Annotated in this window: 16 protein-coding genes; 1 reads left to right on the top strand and 15 read right to left on the bottom strand. The window is 68.3% G+C overall.

All coding sequences use genetic code 11. The annotated features are described in order from the left end of the window. Nucleotides 1-160: 160 nt before the first annotated feature. From ABGB08_RS23605 to ABGB08_RS23540, 14 genes are all read right to left on the bottom strand, one after another. Nucleotides 161-2,710, bottom strand: a complete 2,550-nt coding sequence (locus ABGB08_RS23605; protein WP_347593725.1) for a penicillin acylase family protein — start codon at nt 2,708-2,710, stop codon at nt 161-163. A gap of 130 nt (nt 2,711-2,840) precedes the next feature. Continuing rightward, a complete protein-coding gene (locus tag ABGB08_RS23600; protein WP_347593723.1) occupies nt 2,841-3,440 on the bottom strand; it encodes a helix-turn-helix domain-containing protein in 600 nt (199 codons plus the stop codon). 18 nt (nt 3,441-3,458) lie between these two features. Then, complete coding sequence (locus ABGB08_RS23595; protein WP_347593721.1) at nt 3,459-4,709, bottom strand: ArgE/DapE family deacylase; 1,251 nt, start codon at nt 4,707-4,709, stop codon at nt 3,459-3,461. A 98-nt stretch (nt 4,710-4,807) separates the two neighbouring features. Next, complete coding sequence (locus ABGB08_RS23590; RefSeq protein WP_347593719.1) at nt 4,808-5,998, bottom strand: hypothetical protein; 1,191 nt, start codon at nt 5,996-5,998, stop codon at nt 4,808-4,810. A gap of 26 nt (nt 5,999-6,024) precedes the next feature. Beyond that, nucleotides 6,025-6,558, bottom strand: a complete 534-nt coding sequence (locus ABGB08_RS23585) for a DUF1349 domain-containing protein (RefSeq protein WP_347593717.1) — start codon at nt 6,556-6,558, stop codon at nt 6,025-6,027. Nucleotides 6,559-6,713: 155 nt separating this feature from the next. Beyond that, entirely contained in the window at nt 6,714-7,448 is a 735-nt protein-coding gene (locus ABGB08_RS23580; protein WP_347593715.1) for an NPCBM/NEW2 domain-containing protein, read from the bottom strand. Between the two features lie 308 nt (nt 7,449-7,756). After that, nucleotides 7,757-8,623: an LLM class F420-dependent oxidoreductase gene (locus ABGB08_RS23575; RefSeq protein ID WP_347593713.1), complete on the bottom strand. Its 867-nt coding sequence runs from the start codon at nt 8,621-8,623 to the stop codon at nt 7,757-7,759. A 25-nt stretch (nt 8,624-8,648) separates the two neighbouring features. After that, nucleotides 8,649-9,332, bottom strand: coding sequence for a spherulation-specific family 4 protein (locus tag ABGB08_RS23570; protein WP_347593711.1), 684 nt, complete (start codon nt 9,330-9,332; stop codon nt 8,649-8,651). Continuing rightward, nucleotides 9,329-10,294 (bottom strand): NAD-dependent epimerase/dehydratase, encoded by a 966-nt coding sequence (locus ABGB08_RS23565; protein WP_347593709.1) that lies wholly within the window; start codon nt 10,292-10,294, stop codon nt 9,329-9,331. The genes ABGB08_RS23570 and ABGB08_RS23565 overlap by 4 nt, the downstream gene beginning before the upstream one ends. Continuing rightward, nucleotides 10,295-11,008 carry a sugar phosphate nucleotidyltransferase gene (locus ABGB08_RS23560; RefSeq protein ID WP_347593707.1) on the bottom strand — a complete coding sequence of 238 codons (714 nt, stop codon included), beginning with the start codon at nt 11,006-11,008 and terminating at the stop codon, nt 10,295-10,297. 7 nt (nt 11,009-11,015) lie between these two features. Beyond that, entirely contained in the window at nt 11,016-11,987 is a 972-nt protein-coding gene (locus ABGB08_RS23555) for an SDR family NAD(P)-dependent oxidoreductase (protein WP_347593705.1), read from the bottom strand. A gap of 28 nt (nt 11,988-12,015) precedes the next feature. Continuing rightward, on the bottom strand, nt 12,016-13,287 hold the full coding sequence (locus ABGB08_RS23550) for a hypothetical protein (protein ID WP_347593702.1): 1,272 nt from the start codon (nt 13,285-13,287) through the stop codon (nt 12,016-12,018). Beyond that, nucleotides 13,284-14,666, bottom strand: coding sequence for a GT4 family glycosyltransferase PelF (gene pelF, locus ABGB08_RS23545; protein ID WP_347593700.1), 1,383 nt, complete (start codon nt 14,664-14,666; stop codon nt 13,284-13,286). Before pelF ends, ABGB08_RS23550 begins: the two co-directional genes overlap by 4 nt. A gap of 5 nt (nt 14,667-14,671) precedes the next feature. After that, entirely contained in the window at nt 14,672-16,669 is a 1,998-nt protein-coding gene (locus ABGB08_RS23540) for a hypothetical protein (RefSeq protein WP_347593698.1), read from the bottom strand. A gap of 394 nt (nt 16,670-17,063) precedes the next feature. On the opposite strand from ABGB08_RS23540, the gene ABGB08_RS23535 reads away from it, so the two are divergent. Then, a complete protein-coding gene (locus ABGB08_RS23535) occupies nt 17,064-17,384 on the top strand; it encodes a co-chaperone GroES (protein ID WP_347593695.1) in 321 nt (106 codons plus the stop codon). Nucleotides 17,385-17,587: 203 nt separating this feature from the next. Here ABGB08_RS23535 and ABGB08_RS23530 read toward each other — a convergent pair whose 3' ends face one another. Beyond that, nucleotides 17,588-18,523, bottom strand: a complete 936-nt coding sequence (locus ABGB08_RS23530; RefSeq protein ID WP_347593693.1) for an acyl-ACP desaturase — start codon at nt 18,521-18,523, stop codon at nt 17,588-17,590. Nucleotides 18,524-18,574 lie beyond the last annotated feature (51 nt).

The raw sequence follows: 18,574 nt of genomic DNA, 5'->3' as shown, positions 1-18,574 counted from the left end.
CTCGCGCTCGGCCCCATCGGCCTTCGGCCCCGGAAACCCCGTGTCGTGGCCGTCGTTTCGTACGGGAAACCACGGCACTCGCGGGGCCGGGCGGAGCCCGAGGAAAAACAAAGGGCTGGGTGGGTGGGAGAACCACCGCTATCAGCACATCAGCGGAGTCTTAGGGGCGGAGAGTGAGGGTGTCCGTCGATGCGGTTTTGACGGCTTGTTCGGTGGATGGCCACGGGGTTGTGTCGCCGTTCGCCCAGAGGTCGGATTGGTTGTTGTAGTTGGGGTGGAAGGCGTGGCCGGAGGAGCCGGTTAGGTTGATCCAGCGGGAGTTGTCGAGGTTGGCGAGGTCGACGATCATGCGCATGGAGGGGACCCAGTCGGCCTCGTAGCCGTTGGTGGGGTTCCAGCCGGTGGCGTTGACGGCGTCCTTGCTGCCGGAGGTGCGGATGGGGCCCCGGTTGAAGAGCCACTCGATGGGGGCGATGCCGGAGGTGCCGAAAGTTTCGTTGGTGAGTTCCAGGGTGTGGAGGTCGCCCCAGCGCCAGCCGGCGGGGTCGTCGCCGAGCAGGTCGGAGATCTCGGCGTCGGCGGCGGCGAGGGCGGCGGACAGGATGTCGTCCCGGGTCTCGACCCCGTTCTTGGTACGGACGTCGTCCCACCAGGCCGCGTCCTCGTCCTCCAGCAGCGTGCGCATGACCTCGAACCAGCGGTCGTTGCCGGTCGGGCGGGCGTCCTCCGGGAGTTCGTCGTCGAAGACGCGCGCGAGCAGGTTCTTCCAGACGACGTTGAAGTAGGCGGCCCCGGCGGAGTCGCGGTCCTGCTGGAAGTTCCAGCTTTCGAAGAGTTCGGTGCCCCGGCCGACGGTACGCATCAGGTGGGGGACGAGAACGGGCGCGAAGCCGTTGGCGGAGTCCATCTGGATCTCGCCCATCGTCTTGGCGGTCATCTTGCCGGATGCGAGCACGTCCTTGATCCGGTCGACGATGCGCTGCGAGCGGTAGCCGTACGACCAGTCGGCGGTGAGGAAAGGACCGTAGCCCGGGCCGATGGCGGCGTTGTTGGCGGTGGCGATGAAACCCTCAGGTGGGTTGTAGGAGAACGGCAACTCGGCGAACGGGACGAAGCCCGTCCACTCCTGCTCGCCCGTCCACCCGGCACGCGGCCACTGCCCATTCCCTCCGGCCCTGATCGGGATCTTCCCCGGCGCTTGATACCCGATATTTCCGTCTATATCCGCATAAATCAGGTTCTGGGATGGCGCTTCGAACTTGGACGCCGCAGCCCGGAACTGCTCCCAGTTCTCGGCCTTGTTCAGCAGGAACACCGAGTTCGCCGTCTGCCCGGGATCGAGCGCGGTCCACCGAAGCGCGACCTCATGCTTCTCGCCGGCAGGCGCTGGTGATTCAGCCGGTTCCGACAGGCTCCTGGCCGCACCGGGAACGGCATCGGCCGCGCTCTCCAGCACGTCGGAAATGATCGGACCGTGCTTGGTCGATCGAACCGTGAGCTCCACCGGAGCGCCCCCGGCGACCTTGATCTGCTCGGTCCGCGTTTCGAACGGCGTCCACGTGCCCTCGACCTCGTACGTCTCCCCCGTGACCCGCTCGACGTACAGATCGGTGACATCCGGCCCGAGATTGGTGAACCCCCACGCGATGCGGTGATTGTGCCCGATCACCACCCCAGGCAGCCCCGAGAACGTATATCCCGACACGTCATACGGACACGCCGCCGTCCTGGTACGGCAATGCAACCCCGCCTGATACCAGATCGACGGAATCCGCGGCCCCAGATGCGGATCGTTCGCGAGCAACGGCTTCCCCGTGTCCGTGAATCTCCCGCTCACCACCCACGAGTTGGACCCAATGCCCTTCCGGTCAGTGCCCTCCGTACCAATAAGAGAGGGAACCTTCCGGAGCACCTCGGACACCCGGCGGAGCGCCGACGCGGACGTCACGGCCGGGGCGCTGGAGTCGAACGCGCCGTCCTTGACACCTCCGGTCGCGACGATCGGCTGGTGCCGGTCGTAAGGGTAGGCGGGGAACAGCTCGTTGACCCGCTCGACCGGCAGCACGCTCGCGTCCAGCGCGCGTTCGAGCTCGTCGTCCATGTTGGAGCGCAGATCCCAGGCCATCGCCTTCAGCCAGGCCATCGAGTCGGCGGGCGTCCACGGCTCGGGCGTGTAGCCGCCGTTGGTGAGCTTGAGCACCGCGAACTCCAGGCTCCGCGCCGCGAACCCGTCGTTCTCGGCCAGCCACGCGTTCACCCCCGCCGCGTACGCCTCCAGACCGCGTTTCGCCTCCGGGGTCAGCAAAGCGAGCTCTTGCTCCGCGACCCGCCGCCAGCCGAGCGTCCTGACGACCTTGTCGATGTCGAGCGTGGACGACCCGAACAACTCCGACAACCGCCCGGCTGTCGTCTTCCGCCGGAAGTCCATCTCCCAGAACCGGTCCTGCGCGTGCGTGTACCCCTGCGCCCGGAAAAGATCATCAGCGGTGTCCGCGAAGATCTGCGGAACCCCGTAAGCGTCCCGATACACGGTCACCGGCGCACTCAGCCCGGGCAGCCGCAGCTCGCCGTCCGTCTGCGGAAACGACTGCCGCACAATCCAGGTGCCGACCCCGGCCAGCACGACCGCCAGTACCACCAGCACGGTCAAGACCCGGAACAACCAGCGAAGCGGCCAAGCAAATCGTGCATAAGGCGCAAACTTGACCATTCCCTGACCTTTCCTGGGTTGTGCGGATCAAAGTATTCAGGTCAGGGATGTGAGCTTGATTACCCAGCGGTAGCTATTCGGACACGAGCGCGTCATCGAGGCCGCCTCGGCACGAGATCGTCCGTAGTCATCAGGACATCAGCGCCTGCGCCAGCAGGCTGCTCTCCGTGCGGGCGCGCTCCGGCCCGAGTTGCGCCGCGACCGCCGCCGCGTGCTCCGCCCCGAGCGGCGCGAGCAGCGCGTGCGCGAGCACGGCGGGATCATCCGCGGGCCGTACCTCGGCGAGAAGCATGCGCAGGTGGGCATGCCAGAACCGGTAGGCCCCCACCCGATACCGCGCCCCTGGACTCGACGTCTCCGAAACCCGGAGCAGGTCGATGTTCTCGAACAGGTACCCGGCGTAAGCCTCGACGAAAGCGACAATCCGCTCCTTCGCCGGAGCCCCCGGCCCAACCGGCGGCGGCCCCGCCAGCACTGCCTCCTGCAGGACCTTCTCCTTATTGTCGAGCAACGCGAACACCAGCCCCGACTTGTCACCGAACCGCCGGAACAGCGTCCCCTTCCCAACCCCGGCCTCCGCCGCGACCGCGTCCATGGACACGTTGTCGACCCCGTGCTCCCGGAACAACTTGATCGCAGCCGCGAGCACCTTCTCCCGGTTCCGCGCCGCGTCCGCCCGCTCCTTGGGCGGCTCCTCCCGGAAGATCTGCAACAGTCGGGGCTCGTCCATGAGCGGACTATAGTCCAGCTACCGCACCCCGCACCGGCGCAGAACCAGCAGCGCCAGCGCCTGAGTGACCTCGCGCAACTCGCGAAGCTCCACCTGCTCCCGTGGCGCGTGCGCGAAGCGAACATCCCCCGGGCCGTAGTGCAGGGTCGGGATACCGGCTCCCGCGTAGATCCGCAGATCGCTGCCGTAGGGCGCGGCCGTCGTCCCCGGACGGGTGCCCGTGACATCCTCGACCGCCCGCTCCGTCTCGGCGAGCAGCGGATGACCGGCGGGCAGCCGCCCACTGGCGAACCGGCCGCCCGGCCAGGTGATCGTAACCGGGTTGGCGCGCAGCCACGGGTCGTCGATCCCGGCCAGCGCCTCCTCCAGCGCCGCCGCCGCGTCGTCCGGATCCTCGTCCAGGCGAACCCCGAGGCGGCCTTCGGCCACCAGCAGATCCGGCACGCTGCTCGCCCAGTCACCGGCGCGGACGGTCCCCACCTCGATCGGGTACGGCGTCGCATTCCCCGCGAACAGCCGATCCGGGTCGCGGTTACGCTCGGCCTCCAGCTTCCTGATCGCGGTGAACACCGGCCAGAAAGCCTCGATGGCGTTGACGCCCTCATAACGCGTGGCCCCGTGCGCGGCGCGTCCGGCGACCTCCAGGCGGAACGTCAACGATCCCGCGTTGGCGGTGATGATCTTCCCGCTGGTGGGTTCGGTGATCACGGCCGCCTCGCCGGTGTGGCCGCGCAACATGGTCGCGAACGCACCCAGACCGCCGTCTTCCTCGCTGACCACACAATGGAGGGCAAGCGGGCGCGCCAGCCGTACTCCCGCGACCCGCAGGGCGGTCATGACGGCCAGGTTGGCGGCCAGCCCCGCCTTCATGTCACAGGCACCCCGCCCATGCAAGGTGGTCGCGGTGAGCCGTGCCCCAAAGGGATCGTTCCCCTCCCATTTGGCGAGATCCCCCGTCGGCACCACATCCACATGCCCCTGCAGGATCAGCGCGGGCTCACCCTCCCCTTCGGTCGTCCCGACCACGCCATACCCTTCGGCGCGCGGCGCCTCCGCACCCGGATAGTCCGGATGCCCGCGAAGCATCTCCAGGTCGAGCTTCCACATGTCCACATCGAGCCCAAGCTCCCCCAGCCGCCGGGCGCACTCCCCCTGCAACTCCGACTCGTTGTCGCCACCGGTCACACTCGGCACCCGAACAAGCTCGGCCAGCAGCCGCACCGTCCCCGCCTCATCAATGACATCCAGAACCCGCGTCTCCACACTCATGCGGAAACTGTACGACCCGGTCTAAAGACGCCTCACCGCATGCCCGCCGGTACGACGAGAACCACCACCCACGTGGACGGCGAGCCCCGGCGACCTGCTTAGTTTCGTCCGGGACTGACTTCGAGGGCTGCCTGTCTGGCGGCGATCAGGCTCTCGTCCAAGGCTGCCCGCAGTTGCTCGATATTGCGGGACAGCCGTTCGATCTCCCCCTTGGCCAGGTCGTCCCGCACGGTGCTCGCCAGGAGGTCCTGGTATTCGTCCGCCTGGTCGGCGAGCGCGCGAAGCTGATCATGGGCCTGGAACAGGCGGTCGGCCTCGCGGACCCGGGCGGCGTAGCGCTCCAGCGCCTCGACCCGGCTGGTCACCGAGGCGACCACCGTGTCCAGGGTCTCCCGCATCGGGACCAGCGCCTCCTCGACCGGAGCGGCCACCCCGCCCGCGAGCAGCTGGGCCTGATCGGCGCGCAGCCGGGCCACCCTGCTCAGCGCCTTGGCGATCTCCCATTCCTCCACGGGCAGGATGACCTCGTGATCAGCCGCGTCCAGCAGGCCCTCCTGATAGACGGTGGCCTTCCGCACCCGCCGGATCGCCTTCTGCGCGCGCGCCACCAGCACCCGGCCGGCGTCGTCGAAGTCCTGATCCACCAGGAACCAGCCCGGATTGGCATGCGCGAGCTCAGCCAGCCGCTGCCTCGGCAGGGTATGCCCCCGCCGTAACACCGACAGCATGCCGAGAACCACCGCGATCATCAGCGCGGTCTGGATCACGCCCAGCTGCGGCGAGGCCCAGATGAAGGTCACCATGCACAGGATGAAGCGCATCGGGGCCCGCCAGCCGTCCTTCTTGTCCGATCCGTAGCGGGACCAGGGGCTGCCCGTGCGCACGTGCCGTACCAGCGCCAGGTCGGCCTGGAGCGCCTTCCTGGTATCGGCGGGGATATCCGGATCCAGGATGGTGCGCACCCGTCTCCCCGTACGCTCCGGTTTCTGCGGCTCCGGAAGGCCGGCTCGCCGGACCACCACCCTGACCCAGTCCGCGGGCATATGGCTGTCGAAGGCGGTGTCATCCGGCTCGATGACGACGGACACCGTACCTTCACCCTGATGCCTGGTGGTGACCGGCCCGATCATGGACGCCGGATAGCGCACCCAGTAACCGTGACCCGAGCTCTGGCACCGATACTGCCCCGGTGCGACGTCGATCCCGACGACGTACATGCCGTCGCCGGGAATACGGTCCTCATATTTCACCGCCACCCGCAACGCCCCCTTTACCGTGACTTTACCCATCGGCACCCGGGGACGAGCGGATCGCGTCAGCTGATCGACACCTTCGTGAACCGCGCCTCGAACCCCTTCCCGACCGGCGCCGCCGCCATCGCCCCCGCCAGCGCGGGCACCCCCGGCGGGAAGTACGCCAGCCGGATCATGTTCACCGGCTCACCCCCATCCACCCCATACCGCACCGTGACCGCGTCCCCCTCCCGATGCAGATCGATGGTCACCGACGACGGCGACCCCGGCGCGGGCGACACCGACCAATCCGAGAACTCCCGCGTCACCACCACACTGATCTGCAGGGCCCCGTCCACGAACTCGGTCCCCGCCTTGATCCAGTTCTTCTCGTCGATCCGCAGAATCGCCCCCGCCTGGTCGTACTGCTCCGCGTAGTCCGCATCGAAGGTCACGGTCACCCGCAGATCCCCTTCGATCACCTGCCCGTACATGGGCGCGTTGTCGAACGAGTACCCATAGTGCGTCTGCTGCCACAGGTCCGTCTTGGTCTCGACATTGACGGTCAGCGTGCCCTCGCCCGCCGACCACGACTTCGGTTCATTGATCCATTCCATAGCCGGAATCCTCTCATGAGAGCGCTCTCACGGGGAGTACGGCGGTGCGGGTGAGACCAGGACAGGAGAATCGGATCGCGAAGCCGCATGTACTCCCTGGGATCGGCTTTCGCGGAATTGCCGCGTGGCCAGTGGAATAGGTCAATTCACTGGATTCAGCGGATGAGGATGGCGTCGCCGAGGACGGCGCCGCGGCTGTTGCCGTTGGCGTTTTCGCCGCCTACGCGGACGGTGGTGATGCGGAGTTTGACGTTGCCTTCGATGGGGACTGAGATCTTTTCTTGGGAGGCGTACTTCATGCGTTTGCGTATGAGTTGGCGGCCGTTGCCGGAGATGGTGAACTCGACGACCGCGTCGGGGCTGAGGGCGTCGTTGAGGCCGATGGTGGCTTCCAGGCGTTTGGCTTTGCCGTCGAGGGTGTATTCGGCGAAGCTGGCGTCGCCGATGTTCCAGACGCCGAGGCCGACGCTTTTGACGAAGATCTGGCCGTTGATGGCGAGGGGGTCCACGCCGTAGTTGCCGCCGCCTCGGTCTATGTCCAGGTCGGCCAGGTATTCGGATTGGCCGATGGGCATGTCGGTGGGGGCGGTTTCCGTGGGAAGGGCCGTGGTCGCGGTCGGGGTGGAGTCTGGTGTCGGGGCGATGACGACGTTCGCGCTGGGGCTCGCGGTGACGGTGACGGTGGCGGTCACGGATTCGGTGACGGTTGTGGTTGGGGCCGTGGTGGAGGCGCCGGTGAGTCTGGTGGGGGCGACTGGGCCCCAGAAGAACATGGCGAGGCCGACGACCACGGCGGTCACCAGGATGGCCACGATGATGGCGATCTTGTTGGGGCCTCCGGGTTTGGGGGCGTTGTACTGTTCGTAGGGAACCGGCAAATTCGCGGTCACCGTTTCACCCCATTCCGCGCGGCGAATAGGGATGAAAACGTAGCCGCAGCGGGCCGGAGTTCGTCACACGATTATCAACCCGTTATTCGGACATAAATCCTGAAATCACGAAATTTCAGGACTAATGGTTGGTCACAAGATGGGGACGAGGGGAAAGTCAGGTGCCCGATCTCCATTTTGGTGGTGGCCGGAATCCGGTCAGGGTTCGAGGCAGAGCGCGGTGGCTGGAATCCGGGTCGCGATTTGAGCCAGAGCGGTGGCCGGAATCCAGGTCACGTTGTCAGGTAGAACGCAGAGCCGAAGCCAGGTCAGGGTTTGAGGGAGAGGGCGGTGGCCAGGAGGCGCCAGGACTCGTAGGGGAGGTCGTGTTCGGGGTCCTCGCTCACCACCTGGATGGCGAGATGGTCGGCGCCCGCGGCCAGGAAGTCCCGGGCCCGGGCGGCGACGCTGTCGGCGTCGCCGATCGCGACCATGGCGTCCACGAGACGGTCGCTTCCGCCGTCGTAGAAGTCGTCGTCGGTGAAACCCATCCGGGCGAAATTGCCGGTGTAGTTGGGCAGTCCCAGATAGAGGGTCAGATACGGCCGGGCGATGGCGCGTGCCTTCTCGAGGTCGGTGTCGAGAATGACCATGAGTTCGGGTGCCAGCAGGGCGTCTGGGCCGAGAATCCGCCGGGCCCACCTTGTGTGCTCCGGCGTCACGAGGTACGGATGCGCCCCCGCCGCCCGATCCCTGGCCAGCGCCAGCATCCTCGGCCCGAGAGCGGCCAGCACACGCTCCTCCACCGGCACGGGCTCGGGGGCTTCGTCCAGCGCGGTCAAATACTCCCGCATCGCGGAGTACGGCCGCTTGTATTGATCGGTGAAACTCTCATGGCTCACCCCGAGTCCCAGGACGAAACGGCCGGGATACGCGCGCTCCAGCTCGGCCCGCTGGGCGGCGACTTCGGCGGGCGTGTGCTGCCCGATGCTGAGAATGCCGGTGGCCACGGTGATCCGCGGCGTCGCTTCGAGCAGCGGCTCCGCGAATGTCACCGCAGGGGATCCGCCAAGCCAGATCGTGCCGTAACCGAGCAGGTCGACTTCTGACGCGGCGTCGGCGAACTCGGGGCCGAGCTTCCCGTCTTCACGCAGGGCATTGGTCCACGCCGTGCTCCAGATTCCGAACGTACCCAACCGACTCCGCTGTGGCATGAATACCTCACTCCCCTCTGGGACGACGCCCTGGTAGAGCGTTGTCATTCCTGGGGAGAGGAAGGCGTTCGTAATAGGTGGGAAGGTTTTGCCAAGGGTTGGGACACGCGCCGCTGGTGACGAATATCGTCTGGGCCAGCCGGGTGGCGCCGCGTTGCACGAATCGGCGGGCCCAGCCGGGCACGCCGTACACGAGATGGCAGAACTGTTCGGGGAGGCGAGCCCAGGCGGGAGCGTTTACCGCGCGGTAGGAGGTCCATGGGCCTTCGAAGGTGACCAGCAGGTCGGAGACGGCGGCGTAACCGGGGTCGGGGTAGACGCCGGGGTTCAGGACCAGGCGGCCCTGGCCGGGCAGGGCCGCCGCGGCGACCCGGTAGTGGGAGAGCCGGTCGGCGCCCGCCGCGACCTGGTCGAGGAAGGCGCCGCCGACGCCGTACCAGGAGCGGTAGCGGCGCGCGTCCACTACCAGCTCCCGGATCGGCCGGTCACCGTAGGCGGTGTCGAGGTATCCCAGGACTTCGACGCCCGCCGCCAGCAACGGCTCAAGGACGCGGACGAAGTCGGGGTCCCTTGTCGTGCCGGGCCCGCTGTCCACGTTCAGCACCACGGTCTTGGGCGGCCGCGCGGCCAGCCGCCGCCAGGCCGCCTCCTGGGCGACCGGATGAAAGTACGCAGGAACCAGCACACTCACGCCGGAACCTCATTCCAGGCGTCCGCCAGCGAATCCCGCAAGGCGATCCTCGCCTTCCAGCCCAGCGCGGCCCCGATCGCCGTGACGTCGGCGCACGACCACGGCAACGCCGAACTCCCTTCCGAAGCGGACACCACCCGCCCCCGCCACGAAGCCACCTCGATCATGAGCTCCACCAGGTCCCGTACGGCTACCGCCCGCCCGGTCCCCACATTCAGCACCGGCGGCAACACCCCCGGAGCGAGCGCCGCGGCCACGATCGCCTCAGCCGCGTCCCGCACATCCACGAAGTCCCGCACATCACTGGTCACCCCCAGCCGCAACTCGCCCCCGGCCCGCATCCCCGCCACCAGCCGCCCGGTCAGACTGCCGAGCGGCGCCCCCGGCCCCACCGGATTGAACAGCCGCAACACCACTCCGTTCCGAACCACCCCCGCCACCACGCGGGTCCCCGCCAGCTTGGTCAGCCCGTACTCTCCGAGCGGCCGGCACTCCGCCCCCTCCCCCACCGGCACGTCATGGGCCCCGTACTCGGCCGCCGACCCCACATGCACGACCCGCGCCTCCGGCACGACCTCCCCTACCGCCCGCACCAGCCGAGCCACCCCGACCACGTTCCCGGCCACCAACCGCTCCGGAGGCCCGTGCACGACCCCGGCACAGTTGACGACAGCCGTCGGCTGCACCTGCTCCAGCAGCCGACATATCTCATGGCGGGACGTCTCCACCAGATCGAGGACCGACCGCTTCGGAGCCGCCAGCTCCACTCCCGGCAAAGCGCCCAGCCGCTCCTTTACATGCCGCCCTACAAAACCTGATTCCCCGACCAGCAACACCGTGGCTGTCCCACCCACCCGCCCAGGATTGTTTCCCGTGGACGTCGCATGCGCCGACCCGGCGACCACCGACCCCGCCCTCGGGGAATCGATGGCCACCGGCAGGGCGTTCTCCATCGCCCCCATTCACACGCCTCGTAGCAACGCCGGACGCAGCAGGTCGAACTCCGCGTTGGCACGGTCGTAGTCGTCGGGCCGCCCGATATCCAGCCAGTGCCCGTCGAAGTCGTACTGCGCCGGATGCCTCCCCTTCCGCAGCAGGTCGAGCACGAGTTCGTCGAAGCCCAGGGGCAACCCGGGCGGGTAGCCGTACAGGCATTGTTTGGAAATGGCGTACACCCCCATGCTGACCCGGTAGTCGATTGTGGGTTTCTCGGTGAATTCGACGATGCGGCCGTCGGCGGCGGTGAGGACGCCGAAGTCGATTTTGACCTCGCGGCGGTAGGTGGCGATGGTGAGGGGGGCGCGGCCCTGGCTGTGGCCGTGGAGGAGGTCGCCGAAGTCGAGGTCGGTGAGGATGTCGCCGTTCATGACCAGGAACTGGGCGGGGAGGTTGCCGAGCATGGTGAGCAGGGGGCCCATCGTGCCGAGGGGTGAGGTCTCCAGCGCGTAGTCCACGTGCAGGCCCCACTGGGCGCCGTCCCCCACGTACGCCCGGATGAGATGCCCGAGATGTCCGATGGCCAGGGTCGCGGTGGTGAAGCCGCGTTCGCCGAGCTGGCGCATGATGATCTCCAGGATGGAGTACCGCTCGCCGATCGGCACCAGCGGTTTGGGCAGCGTGGTGGTGTATGGGCGGAGGCGAACCCCTTTGCCACCCGCCAGGATCACTGCGTGCACGAATCCCTCACACGTTGTAGATGGTCGTCTTGTACCGGTCGAGGTTGCCCGGGAACCAGGCCGCGCAGGCTTTGAGCCCGTCGTCGAGCGTCCAGGCCGGAGCCCAGCCACGGGCCTGGAGCCGGGAGCTGTCACAGACGAGCCGCATGACCTCGGAGTTCTCCGGGCGCAGCCGTTCGGTCTCGCAGCTGAACTCCACCGCGGCGCCCATGATCTCGGCGATCTTCCCGGCCAGGCCGCCGATGGAGATCTCCTCGCCGGTCCCGGCGTTGAACAGCTCGCCCTCGACGCCCTCGGCCGTCCCAAGATGGGCGAATGCGGCGGCGGTGTCCTTCACGTACAGGAAGTCCCGGGTCGGGCTCATCGCGCCGAGCCGCACCGAACGCGCCCCGGCCGCGATCTGCCCGATGATCGTCGGGATGACGGCCCGGGCCGACTGGCGCGGGCCGAAGGTGTTGAACGGCCGCAGCGTCACGGCGGGCAGCCCGAAGCTGAGGTGGTAGCTCTCGACGAGTTTGTCCGCGCCCAGCTTGGAGGCCGCGTAGGGCGACTGGGCCTGGAGCGGATGCGTCTCCGAGATCGGCACCGAGCGCGCGGTGCCGTAGGTCTCGCTGGTCGAGGTGTGCACCAGCCGCCCGGCGGAGGCGTCCCTGACGGCTTCCAGCACGTTGAGCGTGCCCAGCACGTTGGTCTCCACATACGACCGGGGGGCGGCATAGGAGTACGGAATCGCGATCAGCGCCGCGAGGTGATAGACCACGTCGGCCCCGGCCACCAGCTGCCGTACGCTGCCGGGATCGCGCACGTCGCCGGCCACGACCTCGACCGAGGCGAGCACGTCGGGGGCGAGCGTGTCCAGCCACCCCCAGCTTCCGAACGAGTTGTACTGGGCCATCGCGCGCACCCGATGGCCGCGCTCGACCAGCAGTTCGACGAGGTGGGAGCCGATGAAGCCGTCGGCTCCTGTGACAGCGTGCATTCGCATCGCAAGCCTGTTCTGTAGGGGATCATCTGTGCAGGGAGGTGCGCGCGACCGCCGACCAGGCGTGGCAGGTGATCGCGAGCAGCAGCGCGAGATGCGCGGCGAGCTGGATCCCGGGCGTCTTCGGCGCGGCCAGTTCGGCGGCCAGGGTGACGGCGAAGAGCCCGAGCACGGGAGCGTTGATCCCGCAGGACTGCAGAATGAGCGCGACCAGCACCGCGCCCCCGAGCGCGAGGTTGGCCGCCAGCCGGAGCGCCTCCGGCTGCGCGAGCACCCCCGCCGGCGCGGTGAGGGCGAGCAGCACGGCGAGATACCGGCCGAGCGCGCCGAACAGTTCGGCGCGGACGGCGCGGGCGAACCGCCGCGCGGTGGCGGTCCGGCCGAGCAGCAGGTGCCCGCCGCGCCGGAACCGGAACACCGCCCATTCGGCGGCGCCCATGCTCAGCGACAGCGGCACCATGGCCAGCGCCCCGTTCGTCCCCACGGCGAGCAGCCCGCCGCAGAGCGCTCCGAACAGGGCAGGAGGGACCGCGCCGAGCAGCCTCCCCCGCGTGACGGCCTTGGCCGGGGTCCGGCTGACCACTTCGGCGAGCACGACGGCCTCGGCGACGGAGAGCGCGCCCGCCGCCCAGACCACCCACGGCGCGGGCCACCCGCTGGCGAGATGGACCGCGCTGACCACACACCCGGGCACGAGCACGGCCAGCAGCACCAGCTCCCCGTCGGCGACCAGGATCACCCCCGCCGCCAGCAGGTAGGCCGCCTGCCCGACCGCGAGCACGATCCCGGCCGCGCTCGCGGAGGTCAGCACGCCGACCCCGGCGATGACGGGCACCAGCACCGCCAGCCCGAGCCGGAGCGCCCGCCGCGCGACCGCCAGCCCCGCCTCCCCGTGGCCGATCGCCACATAGGCGAGATAGGCGGCTCCTTGCCCGTACGCCCATGCCAGCAGCAGCGAAACCACCAGCACGACCGTGGACCCCGTCACCGCCTGCGCCGCCGTCACGTAACACAACCCGGGCAGCCCGAACAGGATCCCCCGGATGGCATGCCGCCCCGGATTCCCGTCCCACGGCGTGGGAACCTCCGCCGTAGGCTCGACCGGCTTGCGCGGCACGCTCCGATACAGCGCCTCCGCGTACGCGAACACGTCCGGATGCCCGTGCCGCGCGGCGGCCTCGTCGGTCAGCCCGCCGAACTCCAATCCGGCCGCGATCTCCAGCGGATCGACCGCGTTGGCGCACAGCTCATGCACCTGATCGTCCACCGGCTCCGGCAGCACGGCAGGCGCGCTCATGCCGCCGCCAGCCGCGGATAGAGCGTGCGAAAACTGTCCACGGCCCGATCCACGGTGAACAGCCCGAGCGCGCGCTCCCGCGCCTCCGCCCCCAGCCGGTTGCGCAGCTCGTGGTCGTTGAGCAGGGTCAGGCACGCCTCCGCCATGGCCTCCGGATCGCGCGGCGGCACCACGAGCCCGGTCGCGGCGACGGCCTCCCGCACCCCGCCCACATCGGTGGAGACCGTCGCCCGCCCGGTCGCCATCGCCTCGATCAGCGTGTACGGAAATCCCTCCGAGATACTCGACAACACCACGACATGCCCCGCCGTGTACGCGTCCCGGATGTTGTCCACCCGCCCTTCGAAGGAGACCGGCAGATCCCCGGCCAGCTCCCTGCACCCGGCGAGATAGCCCTCCCGCCCGGCCGGTGTGCCGCCGAACACCCGCAACCGCGCCTCCGGCAGCTTCGCGTGCACCCGCCCGAAGGCCAGGATCAGCGTCTCCAGATCCTTGATCGGGTCGATCCGCCCGGCCCAGCTGAGCGTGGGCGCCTCCGGCTCGGACCCCGCCGGCTCGAACTGCTCCGGGTCCACGCCGTTGTAGACCGTACGCAACCGGGCCGGATCGGCCCCGCACCGCACCTCCCACCGGATGTTGAACTTGTTCCCCGGCGTGATCAGGCTCGCCTCCAGATACGCCGCCGCGCACAGCAGCCGCAGAAAGCTCAGCATCAGCGCCTTCACCGGCCACCGGTACGGCGAGTTCCGGAACCCCAGATACCGCTCCCGCAGATACACCCCATGCTCGGTGAGCACGAACGGCGTCCCTTCGGTCCACTTCGCCGCGAACGCCGGCAGCACGGCGAGCCCGTTCGCCACCACATGGGTGACGTCCGCCGCGGGCGCCGGGCGGAGCAGCGCGCGCAGCGAATGCTCGATCAGGTCCACCGCCGTGACCGCGTCCCGCACGGTCGGCGTCACCCCGAGCCGCTCGAACTCGGCCCGCCGCGCCTCCCACACGTCCAGCACGCAGCGCACCGAGGTCTCGCCGCAGAGTGGGACGCCGCTCTGGAGCAGCTCGCGCAGCAGCGCGCCGAAGCGGGCCGCCGACCCCTGCCAGGGGTCGAGCATCAGGTCGAGCATCTCGCGGAACAGCTCCTCGAAGCGTCTTCTGATCCGGCCCCGGGGCGGGCGGCCGGGTGGCCCGCCCCACAGCGGGATGGGCGTGACGGTGGCGTTGCCCGGCAGTTCCCAGGCGAGGCTCTCCCGTCCGGTGCCGGTGATGGCGTGCAGGTCGAAGCGATATTCGGGCATGCCGCGCACCAGCTGGTCGCACCAGACGCTGACGCCGCCGTGGTGGTGGGGGTAGGTGCCCTCGGTGACCATCGCGATGCGCATGGGTGTTACGGCAGCAGCAGTTTGATCGGCATGAGCAGCGCGTCGCGCTGGTAGGCCGACAGCTCGCCCGCGTACGCGGAGCCGAACGGGCTGCTGCCCAGGTTGAGCAGGTTGGGGACCCTGGTCCCGGTGGGGGCGGTCAGCGGGACGTCCAGGTTGTCGGGGGCGTCCACGTAGACGACGCCGTTCTGGATGTAGCCGGTGACCTGGTTCATGTTCTGCTGCCAGAGCCGCATGCGCCTGATCTCGGCGCCGATGGCCGAGGTGCGCAGGTTCACGATGGGGGTGCTGGCCGAGAACAGGGTGCCGTACTGGGTGAACAGGCCGGTGAGCACCTGGTAGAGCAGGTGGTCGCCGGTCAGGTTGGACTGGTGCGCGTAGTGCGGCCAGGGCAGGCCGCTGAGCACGTGCCGCAGCGCGTTGCGTACCTCGATGGGGGCGATGTGCTGGGTCCAGCCGGTGGCCGGGTCCAGCGGCGGGATGCAGGTGGTGGTGGCCGGGTTGTCCTCGCAGATGCCGGATCCGCCGTCGGCGCGGCTGTTGTAGATCCAGTTGTACTCGTCCACCTCGTCGGCGACGGTGGCGACGTTGTAGAAGATGTTCATCGGGTAGCGCGGCACGGTGAACGCGCCGCCGACCGGGCGCTGCACCGGGTCGCGGGAGGCGTCGCTGCCGATCCACTTCACGCCGGTGCTGTTCAGCGCCGGGGCCAGGTTGGGGTTGTCGACCGGCTGGCGGGGCTGCAGGAACAGGCCCGAGTGCTCGCCGGTGACCAGTTCGGTGGTGTCGACGGGGAGGCCGTGCTGGCTGGCGAACTGCTTGTTGCGGTTGATCTCGTCCTCGATGGTGGCCCTGGACGTCCAGACGATCTGGCCTTGCGCGTTGGTCGCGCATCGCCACGGCAGGACCGAGTAGTCCTGGGCGCAGCCGAGGAACGGGTGGGTGTAGGTGTGGTTGCTCCACCGGAACCTGGCCTTGTTGGCCTTGAGGCTGGTCAGCAGCGGGTCGGAGCCGCCGTGCTCGGCCGCGTAGAGCGCGCTGCCGCCGCCGTTGTAGTAGAAGTCCAGCGTGAAGCCGCTGGTGTTCTGCCACTGGACGGCGGTGGTGACGTCGGCGGGCGTCATCCGGATGCCGGTTTCCGGCACGCCGGGCGGGCAGTCGCTGGCCGGGGTGCAGTTGTTGACCGGATCCCATTTGGTGTCGTCGCCGAGCACGTCGTCCACGTGCACGGCGAAGTAGTTGCGGTCGTAGCCGAAGTGCACGCCCTTGGTGAGCCAGCTGATGATCCCGTGGGAGATCATCTGGAACTGCTTCTGGTTCTGGTTGAACGCGGCGGTGACGACCATCTCGCTGCGCCCGTCGTGGGTGTAAACCCCGGCGAGTACGCCCTGGGTGGCGCTGTTCGGGACGGGCGCGGTGAGCAGCGGCCGGAAGCTCCGCCCGCCGGCCGGGTCGTCGGGCAGCGGCGTGGCCAGGTAGCCGTAGCTCTCGCCGACGACGGGCGACTCGTCCTCGAACGGCACCTGCCCGGCCAGGTACGGGAACGGCCCGCCGGGGACGATCGTGGCGGTCATGCCGTCCAGGGTTCCGGCGTATTCGGGATAATTTAGACCGACGTCCGGGTAGGCGTACACGTACGCGCTGAGCTGGCGGATGCCGAATTTCCTCTCGAAGTCCACCAGCGCGGTCATTTCCGCCTGATTGGTGAACGGATTGGCGTTGGGCAGGATCACGCCCTGGAACTTGGCCCGATCGGACGCGCCGACCGTGTCGGCCAGAAATCCGGGGGTGATGATCGGCCGCCCGGGGCTGGTGAGATCCACTTTTTGGTACGGCATGCCTTCGGAGTCCATCGCATGCGCGATCGCCTGGGTGGACGGGGTGCCGTCGGATACGAGCAGGATCTTCATATTGATCATCGGCTCGACGGCGTGGGCCGCGGTCCCGGGAATCAGGACGAAGGCCGAGGTCAGGCCGAGGACGGCCGGACCGAATCTGCGCACGAATGCCACCATGCCTCCTATGGGGAAATCCAGACATGTGCCATATCTACGGCCTTTTCCTATTGAAGGCGCGAAATGGCTATCTGGTGAGATCGCAAGGCATAGTTATAGCGGCGGATTCCTTATTGACGGGGAGCCTCAGAGAATTCAACCGGGGTTGACACCGTGACAAAATCGCAGAACGCCGAATCGAATTCGGCAATTATGGGCATACCCCTGCGATTCGCGTTGGCACGCCAGGAAGTGGGGGTGCCAATTATTTCAACGCCAAAAATCCGGATATATGGATGAGGCTCGGGCATGTGGAACGGTCCGTGCACGCGGGCACCGCCCGGATTTAACGGACTTGCGACACGTGGCTACTTGCCGTCGGAACCCCAGTAAACTGCCAAATGTGGCCGACCCGAAGTTCGAGATCCAGATGCTGCACGACCGAGTCATGGTCAAGGCCGAGCAGGAGACCGAGGAACGACGCAGCACCGCGGGCATCGTCATCCCGGCCACCGTCAAGATGGAAAACCGCCTCCTCTGGGGCGAGGTCACGGGCGTCGGCGCCAACGCCCGCTCCGTCAAGGTCGGCGACAAGGTCCTGTTCAGCCCCGAAGACCAGCCAGAGGTAGAGGTCCACGGCCAGATCTACCTGGTCATGCGCGAACGCGACCTCCACGCGGTCGCCACCCCCCAAACCGACCATGGCACCGGCCTCTACCTCTAACCCGCCCTCGCCGAGTCGCTCGCCGCTATCCGGTGCCGTTCACGCCCGCGCCACCCCTCGCCGTCCCGGCGCCAAAAAGGGCCTGCCACCGGGGCAACCAAGCCTCCGAGATCGAGCCCCCGGACCCATCGCAGCCTTTGGCGCCGGTGCGGCGAGATGGGGTGCGGAGGTGGACGGCGCCGGATAGCGGCGAGCAACCTTCTTTAGAGCCGGGCGGCTTCGCGGGCGTGGCGGGCGGCGCGGCGTTCTTCGAACTTGGTGGCCATGACGTCGAGTTGGGTCATGAAGGTGTTGAGTTCCTCGCGGGCCTTCTCGCCCTCGGCGTCGAGGCCGGTGATGTCGTTGACCTTCCACTGGCGCAGGACGGGGGCGAGGACCTCGTCGCAGTGGAGGCGGAGGTCGTAGATTCCGGCCATCGCGATCGTGACGGACTTGCGGGCGAAGCCCTGCATGCCGGCGCCGGGCATCTGGAAGGATTTGACCACGTCGGTGACGGCGCGCATGGTCTGGGACGGGGCGAGTTCGAAGGTCGCGCCCAGCAGGTTGCGGTAGAAGAGCATGTGCAGGTTCTCGTCGGCGGCGACGCGGGCGAGGATGCGCTCGCAAACGGGGTCGCCGGAAACCTTGCCGGTGTTGCGGTGGGCGATCCGGGTGGCCAGCTCCTGGAAGGAGACGTAGGCCAGCTGCTGGAGCATCGTGCCGTATTCGGTGGCGAAGCCGGTTTCCATGTGCGTCATCCGGGCCCGCTCGAGCGCGGTCGGATCGACGGCGCGGCTGGCCGTCAGGTAGTCGCGGATGACGATCGCGTGGCGGCCCTCCTCGGCCGTCCACCGGTGCACCCAGGTGCCCCACGCGCCGTCCCGCCCGAAGGTGGTGGCGATCTCGTGGTGGTAGCTGGGCAGGTTGTCCTCGGTCAGCAGGTTCACCACGAGCGAGACGCGGGCCGGCTCCGGGATGGTGGAATCCTCCGGACGCCATGCCTCCCCGCCCAGCACACCGTCGAACGTCCTGCCGTCACTATACGGAACGTATTCGTGCGGGAACCATTCCTTGGCCACTGCGAGATGCCGGTTCAGGTTCTCCTCGACCACGTGTTCCAGCTCCACCAGGAGCTCAGTCTGAGTCAGCTCACGCGACATTTCTACCCCTAACCTGCGAATTCACAACCTACGCTACCGTAACTTAGTGCG

This window comes from Acrocarpospora sp. B8E8, assembly GCF_039871605.1.
GTDB lineage: Bacteria > Actinomycetota > Actinomycetes > Streptosporangiales > Streptosporangiaceae > Acrocarpospora > Acrocarpospora macrocephala.
Note: the sequence above shows the minus strand (reverse complement) of the source record. Positions and strands in the feature narration are given on the sequence as shown.

Coding starts and splice junctions, on each gene's coding strand:
- pelF (WP_347593700.1), bottom strand. CDS start 14,666: ATGCGCATCGCGATGGTCACCGAGGGCACCTACCCCCACCACCACGGC.
- ABGB08_RS23590 (WP_347593719.1), bottom strand. CDS start 5,998: ATGGGTAAAGTCACGGTAAAGGGGGCGTTGCGGGTGGCGGTGAAATAT.
- ABGB08_RS23555 (WP_347593705.1), bottom strand. CDS start 11,987: ATGCACGCTGTCACAGGAGCCGACGGCTTCATCGGCTCCCACCTCGTC.
- ABGB08_RS23585 (WP_347593717.1), bottom strand. CDS start 6,558: ATGGAATGGATCAATGAACCGAAGTCGTGGTCGGCGGGCGAGGGCACG.
- ABGB08_RS23605 (WP_347593725.1), bottom strand. CDS start 2,710: ATGGTCAAGTTTGCGCCTTATGCACGATTTGCTTGGCCGCTTCGCTGG.
- ABGB08_RS23550 (WP_347593702.1), bottom strand. CDS start 13,287: ATGAGCGCGCCTGCCGTGCTGCCGGAGCCGGTGGACGATCAGGTGCAT.
- ABGB08_RS23600 (WP_347593723.1), bottom strand. CDS start 3,440: ATGGACGAGCCCCGACTGTTGCAGATCTTCCGGGAGGAGCCGCCCAAG.
- ABGB08_RS23565 (WP_347593709.1), bottom strand. CDS start 10,294: ATGGGGGCGATGGAGAACGCCCTGCCGGTGGCCATCGATTCCCCGAGG.
- ABGB08_RS23595 (WP_347593721.1), bottom strand. CDS start 4,709: ATGAGTGTGGAGACGCGGGTTCTGGATGTCATTGATGAGGCGGGGACG.
- ABGB08_RS23530 (WP_347593693.1), bottom strand. CDS start 18,523: ATGTCGCGTGAGCTGACTCAGACTGAGCTCCTGGTGGAGCTGGAACAC.